Raw genomic sequence first — 8,686 nt, 5'->3', positions numbered from 1 at the left:
CAGCTTCTGCAACACCTCAGCCAGCGACTTTCCTGCCGCCAACATCGCTTGCCCCTCCTGCAACAGCTTCACAATCTGCTCAGGCTTACGTCGTCGTCGCTTCGTCATCAAAGTCTCCTCGAACCAAAATCGGTCGGTTGACTCTCATAACATCTGGATCAGAAAATGGGGAGCACGCCATGAGTTCCAGCCGCCTTCAGTTTTTGAGATAAACGCAGCCCCGATGTAAACTTAAGTTTACTGCCAAAGGTATTGCACCAACACCAAAATCCCGGGGCCTTCCTCGGGGTTTTGGCAATTGTGATCTCCAAGATGCGTGAGAAGCGATCATCTGGTAGTTCCACCGGTCGATTTCTTGCTGAGTCGCAGAGGCCCGACAGATGGCAGAGATCATCCCGTTTGCGATTCACTTCGCACTCGGTTCATTAGAACGCAGTGTCCGGTGTTGAGCAGTCAGTTCCTGTGTGATTCTCTGGTCGACTGCTTTCCACTCCGAGCGATCCCTTTCCGGGATCAGTTGAATGAATTTGTCATGGCCATCCTGAACGCGGCGTTGACTGAGTCGTTGCCCGGGAGGAATCGAGAGGATTCCATCGTGTGAGGTTGGCCAATCGGTTTCTGCTTGAAGCCAGAGGCGCTCGCCTGAATTGAGATTTGCCGCAGATTGATTGTTTTCTCCCTGAAGACTTCCCTCAGTCGGACGTGATCAGGATGCAGTCTGGCCGTTTCTCGCGAAACCGACGAATTCCCTCATCAGTCACCTTCGTCCCGGTCACTGCGACCTTCTTCAGGTTCGGCCACTTTGAGAGTTGTTCCAATCCGTTGTCATCAAGCTGCGTCCATGTGACATAGAAAACTTCAAGTGACTCGAGCACTTTGAACTGGTCAAAATTGTCGTATGTCAACGGCAATGTGATCAAGAATAGGGATCGAAGCTGTTTCAGCTTGACGATTTCGCCCAATCCCGATTCAGTGACAGGGCAGTTGCCGAAACCCAGATTGATCAAATCAGGATGCGCGGCGACAATCTTTCGAAGTGCTCGATCTGTAACTTGGCAGTTCATCAGTGAAAGCTGCTCCAAAGGTGGAAGATTGGCAATGATGTCGATCGAGCTTTCGGAAAGATACTGGTGATTCAGATTTAACAGCTGAAGCCCTTTGAGGAATCGAAACCGTTTCACGTCTTCGTCGGAGATTCTCTTATCTGTGGTTTCGATATAGATGCCCCGAAGTAATAAAGGCCCCGGAGGGAGCATTTCGGGTGAAGTTACGAAGTGACTCTCGCCGCCATACGACTCAACACGGACCTTCCCACCCCGCTCCAGTACCCATTTCGCGACGTCACTCTCAAGAATCTGCTCACCGTCGTCTTCTGAATTTCCGCGACTTGTGAGTGAAGCATCCACGCTGTCTTCGGACGAATCAAGATCGTCAGCTACTTTCGACTCTTCATTTTCAACCTGAAGCACTACCGACCGAACCTTCGGCCAGAGAAAGAAAGCGGACGCAAGCCCCACCACTAAAACCATCCCTGCGAAAGCAATCAAGTTCGTATTTGTTCTTGCCCCTCGTTCATTCGAGCCACTTTTGCTGTCCGAGGGTTTTAATGTATGTGATTGAGAATGACCTGTCGTCTCTGGAAGCTTGGTATCGACTAAAGATCGTTCCAAACGAGGTGATTCGAGAGCGACAGACGACTCGCAAGTATCAAGCTTGAGGGATTCTAAAGCTTCGATCACGGCTGACAGACTTTGGAAACGATCCTCCGGGCGTTTTGCCAGCATCTTTATGCAGATTTCGTCAAGCTCGTTGGGCACGTCGTTCCGGAAGTCTTTCAAAGATGGAATCCCTGCCTGCTGGTGAGCCATCACGATTTTCAGTATTGTCTTCTCCGGATATACAGGACTTCCTGTCAACAGGTGAAACAACGTACATCCCAGCGAGTAGATATCGCTTCGATGATCGGCAGTCATTGAATCTAAGGCCTGCTCGGGAGACATATAATGAACAGTCCCCATCACCGCGCCCGCTTCCGTCAGATTGTGCAGAATCATCGATTCAACGTCAGCATCAGTCGATCTAACGCGGGCCAACCCCATATCAAGAATTTTCAACCTGCCCGAAGGATCGAGAATTAAGTTCCCAGGTTTAATATCTCGATGAATGATTCCCTGAGCGTGGGAATGCTTCAGTCCATGTGCTGCCTGTAGGATGAGGTTGACCGATTGGGAAACACTGAGTGCTCCGTTTTCCTTGACGATTTCGTCGAGATTTTTCCCGGCGATATACTCCATAACAAGAAAGTGAATTCCGTCACATTGACGAGCATCATAAGTCGTAACGATGTTCGGGTGTCTCAGCTTTGCGGAAGTCTTGACTTCACGTTGAAATCGGAGCACCTTCTCTTGGGAATCGACCATCTCCCGTGGGAGGATTTTTGACGCAACGACACGATCCATCGTGCGGTGCAAGGCTCGATAGACGATTCCCATCCCGCCGACGCCGATGCGGTCCAGAATTTCGTATTCATCGAGAACGATCGGTTCGTCGCTTCCGGTGAGAAATGTACGGGCCTGATATGGCGTCAGTAGTTTCTCACGAACCAGAAGTTTGGCAAATTCTTTGGGGCAGTTTCCGTTCAATGAGTCCTTAACAATTTGAATGCTCTCTGCGGTTCTCAGCCCGCTCGCAGAGATGGAACTCATCAATTGTTCTATTGTCAATTGCGTGTCAGGCAGCGAGTCCTCTTCATCTGAGTTAGAAAACTCTGCAAAGTGACGTGGGAAGGGACAATCCGATTCGTGTTCGGCGGACGGCCCATCAGTGAGCCATTGCATCGCCTGGAGACTTTCGATCCTCGCAGCGACTTCATCGGCAAGTTCCGGATGCTGATCACACAGCTCATCGACAGTGACATGCTGCCCCACTGCGTTCGCTTCGCACCAGGTGATGACCAGATTTCCAATCGTCTCTTCGTCGCTCATCTTTTTATGGTCGACTTTGATGTCCGTTATGAGGGGATTTGTCACCGAATTGTTGATGCAGGAGATGCTGGGCCAGATACCATCGTCGCTGAATTGTTGGAACCGAAACCTTCAGAACTTCCGCGACGTCTTTCTGCTCCAGTCCTCCATACCAGATCATCTCGAAGACATTGCGGGCGTCGTCCGGAAGTTGATCGACGGATTCATGAAATTCACCCCACTGGTCGAGTGTTTGCGGTTCTCCGTGCGTATCAGCAAGCCGTTTGAGTCGACCGTCATCAGCCGCCTCACCGTCGCTGTGGTGATTGGCTCCATGCCCGTGAGGACCGAAATGATGGCGAACGAGATCGATCAGTGTTCGGCGAATTTGCGTGGCTGCCAGCCCGAAATAGCCAGCGACAGTCTCGGGACGGGCTTCTTCCAGCGATCGACAAAGTTTGAAAGCGGCATTTTGAAAGACGTCGTCTGTCTCTTCCCAGCGCCGCAACCGGGGATAATTCCGCAACATCCGACTCGTCATTTTCCGCAATTGCTGAAACGTACGATCCAGCAATTCCTCGGACGCAGACGGGTCTCCCGCCGATGCTCGATGAACGAGACTCTGCAATTGGGAACTGTTGTCGTAACCAGTCATTGCACACTGAGCTTATCGGACAACTAGATGTGATCTGATTCATTTCACTCTAGCTCCACAATCGACTGGACGCAATTCTCCCTTCTTCTGGTTAAGCGCAGCCCGACTGATCGAGACATCATGAATTTTGCAAAACATGCCTAATTTTTCGGTTTTGATGATGTCCCTGCTTTGTAGCACTCGCTTTTCTACATGAAGGGCTGAACCAACCAGAGTCGTGACGTGCCGTTGATCCACCATTAGAGATTTCATGCCGTTGAATCAAATTCACAGAATCGGGGAGAGGCTTCAGATGAGAACCACGATCGCTCTATTCTTTGTTGTTACGATGTCGTGCAACGCCGGGGCAGGTGTCGAATATTCGATGACCCATAATGCCGATAGCTACGGGTCAACGGGTCCGATCGAGTCCGTCGGTCCGACAAGCACATCGATCAACTATTCGTTTTCAGGGCCAACCGATTATCAATTAAAGAACTGGGGTGAAGTTCGAGTGAATGTCAACCCGGGTTCAATCGGGATCTACGCGGAGGCGCGCAACAATGGACAATACGCACCTCAACGTCAGGAGGTGACAGCAACTGTCCAGTTCGAAACCATTTTTAGTTCAACCGGCAACTCCCCAGTTGACATCATTATGAATCTCGACTTGAGTGGGACAATCGATCCTGCACAGTTCATCTATTCGAATATTCTCGTCAACGCAGGAACACACGGGTATCTTGCAGGCGGAACGTATGCGGAAATTCTTGATCCATCCTCTCCACCGGTCCTGAAGAGCGGCATGCTTAGTAACTTTTCCGCCAATGGGAACGCTCAGCCGATCTCAACCGGTGTGATGCAAGTCCCAGTCAACGTTCCCGTCACCATGTTCTTTTCGCTGACGACAATTCAAGGATATGCCCCGACACGTCCAACGATTCAGTTTGGCAACACATTCAATCTGACGAAATCCGGAGACGTTTTTACGATTCAGGGACCGAATGCATCAGAGGTCTATTCGGTCGACTCCAGTGATGTTGGTATCGTGAACAATCGATTTCAATCCAACGTCGTTCCGGAACCATCGTCATTCGCGTTGATCGGGTTGGGAAGTTTCGGTTTCCTCAGCTATATCAGAAAACGTCAACGACCTCGCAAATCGGTTCGTACCGTCGAGTGAGCACGCCGTTCATAATTCGCTCAGCACGTAAAAGAAACGGACGAACTCGGGGCTTGTCGATCCGCTAAAGCATTCCTCCGGTGCAAGAGCCCCTTGCGTGTTTAGATCTGTTGGACTGTTTAACCTCACTCAAGTGAACTCTCAGAGTTATTAAGAGGAGTGGTTAAAACTGCATCTTCGCGATCAGCCCGAAGGGAAAGGTCGGGCTGAATGTCTTCATTATCGCCCCAGGTGACAACGAACGGCGCGTTGCTTGGCATTTTTGCTAAGGCGGGTTTAAATCGCAGGCCTTTATCTTCGATTGCGAGACATTCACGTGCGACGCCGTCGAAGTTGACTTCGATCACGTCTCCAACACGGAAGAGTTCATCATGAGCCCACAGTGGCAGCCAGTTGCTTCGGGCTGAGGTGTAGCGACGCGGGTCGATGGGGGCGATCGCAAGGGGAGCGTTCACGAACCCTGGATCACGATTCTCCGAGTCCGCATCCATCCCGCTAGCCTGCTGATACTCCTTAAAATTGCGATGGAACGCGATTTCACTGACCGCGATCTGCGGCTTCTCTGCTCGGGGTGAATTCCAGAAGATATTGTGGTTGGACTGAATCCCCTCGACTCCCTTGACCGACAGAGCGGGCTTCGAATGCCCACTGACCAGAATGTTATGATCCAGCTTGTAACCGCTAGCGGTCATATTAAAGAGCGATAGACCAGCAAAGGCGAACGTGTTTCCGGTCAGAGTCGCATTCTTCGCATTCTCCCAGCCGAACGTGATCGTCGTCCCCGTTGATCCGCAACTCGTCGTCTTATCAATCGTGATTCCATCGGTCGACTCAAACATCATATGCTGCATATTGGCCATCAATCGACAGCCACGAACAGTCAGATTCTTGACTCCTCGGAAACACTGAATTCCATCCGCATGGTGGCCCGGTCTTCCTTCTCCCAGGTGATGATGGATGAAGCAGTCTTCGACCAAAACATTGCTCGACGAATCCGAGAAGATCAGACCATCAAGACGATTGGTCACTTCACAGCCTCGAAACGTTCCATCCGTCAGACTGAGAGCGACCATCCCAACCGAGTTGCCGATGATGTCACAGTCGCTGACATCGAGCGTGGAGACGTTTCGAACCTGCATGCCATATCCGAGATGTTCCTGATTCGTGTTCGAGATGCGACAGTTGTCCACTTTTACACGCTGCGTATTTCGGATTCGAAGGACCGCTTCCGCATGCCCGCCAAACTCCAGATTCTCCAGCGTGACATCATCTGCGGAGACGAGAACCGAACCAATTGACACCCGTTCGGAACCATCACCGATCAAATGGATCGGCTTGCGGATGACGAAGTCTTCGACCTTAACACCCGGAGCAATTCGAAGGACCGCTCCAGAGGAAGCTGTTGCCACAACTTTCGCGAGCGAATCGTCCGCTTTGACCCGAATTTCTTCTGCGAAGACGGAACTCGAACCGGCCAGCAGACAAACCACAACACACGACACGCCCCAACGAAACATGCAACATCTCCAGCGAGAGTGAAAGCGTAAGTATAAGCGATCAGGTTCAATCGTCACGCCACTCGATCCTGGTTGGATAGAGTCCTTCCTCTCCGAGCCATGTTTGCCGCGATGAATTCGCCGCCCATTCAGATGAATAGCTTAGACTGACGACGAAGCAACGGGCTGGGGAAAGTCGACTTCATTGATCTGTTTTGGTGATTTCACGGGATCTGCTTGCGACTGATGAGTTCGTAGTCTTCCCAGAACATGCCGTCTGGCCTGGTTTCAACGACGAGACCAGGCCCGTTCTCCCAATACTCTTCAATCAATATACCTCCTTGTTCGCAGGAATAGTCTTTTGCATCTTGCGAATTTGGCTGAATGACTTTTAGAACGACCGCTTTCGGAACATTTCCAGTGCGGATGTTGTCCCCCTCCCGCACGTCGCTTCCATCTGCGTAATAAAACACAACCGGCTTCATCGTTCATTCGTTCCTGTGACAGCCTGAATCTCCGTGAAGAAGTGATCGGCCGGGAATGGATAGTACCCCACAACGGGATAAGTGATTGTGAAAACGAAGTTGTTGACCGGATTATGACATTCCGACGATTTTCAATTCTCACACAAGATGCTCAATCAAGCTGTCGCCTGCCGATCGATCGCTTTCACTCGTCACCAACGACGATTCGTCGCTTTGGTCGTCCAAAGCTCGAGGCAACTGGTCGAAGTCACTCCGACTCGTTGCTCCCCCGTCTCACCGATCAGGTTCAAGTGGCTTCAAGTAGTCGAAATAGCCGCCTGATGCTGAGATCAACTGATGCTCCTGATCAAGTTTGAAGACTCCGTCGGCACAAATTTGAACAGGTAGTCCATGATCATCGACCTGGTGGACAATGACCTCAAATTGCACATCCACATCGTCGATCGACTCTGACCAAACGATGTTGTCCACGACTCGAATCAACCGATCCACTGGAAACGAAGAGACGGTATCAACAAAGACTTCCATCGCAACTTCGTTGAGCCATTCCTGCTTTCGCTTGATGAACTCAATCTTCGTGGGATCGAATTTCACTCGACAACAACTCCGATTTCGTAGCGACTCAAATTACCGCCACACATTCTTGGACCATCGAGCACCACTTTGGTTCGATTGTTACATGCGATTAAGCTGGACCAGTAAATTCACGGAGTTCGGTTACAACCAGAATTGGTACCACTTTTTGTTGCGTTTTCGCCATTCCGAGCGTTGGATTTCGATGAGACGTACTGCAAATGGCAGCAGATTGCCTTCTTCATCAAGTGTTGCTACTAGATTGCCACGGTCATCGATAATGTAATCACAAAGTCCAGGGTCATTACCAAGCTTAGAAATGATGGTGCGGTCACGTCCTCCGTACCGCAGTGCAGCAACACAGCAAACGCTTGCTGCACTGCAGGCTTCATCAATTTCGTCTTGTGTCGACGGCTGTCGAACGAAGTACGTATCACTGTTCTCATTATCGAGCACGGCGAGTAGCTCGGGCGCCTCGAGTTCAGGTGCCTCGCATGCTAAGCAATCTCCAAACCATCCAGTTTTGCCATTCATCAGGTCATCACCACAGGACCGATGGCCTGTGGTATAGAATGGCCCCTCGGCGTTTTTGGGAAAACGACGTGGATTCTGAAAATAGCCAGTTTCCATTGCTCTTAGCCCTCTTCCGGAATGGTGAGTAGTGCCTACGCGTGAAAAACTCGACGATCCTGTCGGAGCAATGATTCCATCGTGCGCGCTTTCTAATCAACCGCCTTCTCGCACTGCTGTGCAATTTTCCTGCACCGTGACTTGAATTGAAATATCCCGGCCAGAACTCCCGTCGTTACAAGAAATCCTGCAAACCATTCCGCAATTTTTTCAATGTGCGTCACGAAAATAATTCGTTCAGCGAGAGAATTAATCGAAGGCGCAGTTGGAGAATTGTAGACCGATGAAGTCGCCAGAACGCCTGATACCGAAACCGTGAGGACGAGGAGCACCCAGCATGAAATCCAGACGATCCAAAACTTCTTCCAAGTCTTTTCCGATTCTCTCCAAGTTTTATGTCGTCATCAACACTCCAGCAAGAGAAAGTGATGAATCGCTGCCACAATTAACTATGGTCGAAGCATTCGTCGTCATTCAATAGCAATAGATTGCCCTCCCAGTTCGGAAGAGGAGTAACCGGGCGGACAATCAATTCAGGGCATTCTGGAAGCAGGCCACCAGATCACGGGTTGCATTGTTGAAAACATCTCTGGAATCTGAGATGAGAATGCGCTAAAATCTGGTGATGAGTGATTCCCCACGAACGAATGTGTTGTTGGAAGTGGCAAAGCTGTCGCTTCGGATTGGACGCAAGTATGTCGAGCCGTATTCGCATGCGAAGA

Annotated in this window: 8 protein-coding genes; 2 read left to right on the top strand and 6 right to left on the bottom strand. The window is 50.5% G+C overall.

What is annotated here, in order from left to right:
- Window positions 1-692: 692 nt before the first annotated feature.
- Together KOR42_RS25095 and KOR42_RS25090 are read right to left on the bottom strand one after the other, a co-directional pair.
- The gene (locus KOR42_RS25095) at window positions 693-2,984 is read right to left on the bottom strand and encodes a serine/threonine-protein kinase (protein ID WP_146512554.1); all 2,292 of its coding nucleotides are present in this window, start codon (window positions 2,982-2,984) and stop codon (window positions 693-695) included.
- 4 nt (window positions 2,985-2,988) lie between these two features.
- On the bottom strand, window positions 2,989-3,618 hold the full coding sequence (locus tag KOR42_RS25090; RefSeq protein WP_146512553.1) for an RNA polymerase sigma factor: 630 nt from the start codon (window positions 3,616-3,618) through the stop codon (window positions 2,989-2,991).
- 292 nt (window positions 3,619-3,910) lie between these two features.
- On the opposite strand from KOR42_RS25090, the gene KOR42_RS25085 reads away from it, so the two are divergent.
- Window positions 3,911-4,780: a PEP-CTERM sorting domain-containing protein gene (locus KOR42_RS25085; RefSeq protein ID WP_197441573.1), complete on the top strand. Its 870-nt coding sequence runs from the start codon at window positions 3,911-3,913 to the stop codon at window positions 4,778-4,780.
- Between the two features lie 125 nt (window positions 4,781-4,905).
- On the opposite strand, the gene KOR42_RS25080 is transcribed toward KOR42_RS25085, so the two are convergent.
- The 4 genes from KOR42_RS25080 to KOR42_RS25065 all read right to left on the bottom strand — a co-directional run bounded on the left by KOR42_RS25080 (window position 4,906) and on the right by KOR42_RS25065 (window position 7,964).
- Window positions 4,906-6,297, bottom strand: a complete 1,392-nt coding sequence (locus tag KOR42_RS25080; protein WP_146512551.1) for a right-handed parallel beta-helix repeat-containing protein — start codon at window positions 6,295-6,297, stop codon at window positions 4,906-4,908.
- Between the two features lie 203 nt (window positions 6,298-6,500).
- The gene (locus KOR42_RS25075) at window positions 6,501-6,761 is read right to left on the bottom strand and encodes a hypothetical protein (RefSeq protein WP_146512550.1); all 261 of its coding nucleotides are present in this window, start codon (window positions 6,759-6,761) and stop codon (window positions 6,501-6,503) included.
- 273 nt (window positions 6,762-7,034) lie between these two features.
- Window positions 7,035-7,355: a hypothetical protein gene (locus KOR42_RS25070; RefSeq protein WP_146512549.1), complete on the bottom strand. Its 321-nt coding sequence runs from the start codon at window positions 7,353-7,355 to the stop codon at window positions 7,035-7,037.
- A gap of 123 nt (window positions 7,356-7,478) precedes the next feature.
- Window positions 7,479-7,964, bottom strand: a complete 486-nt coding sequence (locus KOR42_RS25065) for a ferredoxin (protein ID WP_146512548.1) — start codon at window positions 7,962-7,964, stop codon at window positions 7,479-7,481.
- 337 nt (window positions 7,965-8,301) lie between these two features.
- Here KOR42_RS25065 and KOR42_RS27150 point away from each other — a divergent pair, with 337 nt between their 5' ends.
- The gene (locus KOR42_RS27150) at window positions 8,302-8,445 is read left to right on the top strand and encodes a hypothetical protein (protein WP_197441572.1); all 144 of its coding nucleotides are present in this window, start codon (window positions 8,302-8,304) and stop codon (window positions 8,443-8,445) included.
- Window positions 8,446-8,686 lie beyond the last annotated feature (241 nt).

The sequence above is a fragment of the Thalassoglobus neptunius genome (assembly GCF_007859735.1).
In the GTDB taxonomy this organism is placed as follows: domain Bacteria; phylum Planctomycetota; class Planctomycetia; order Planctomycetales; family Planctomycetaceae; genus Thalassoglobus; species Thalassoglobus neptunius.
Note: the sequence above shows the minus strand (reverse complement) of the source record. Positions and strands in the feature narration are given on the sequence as shown.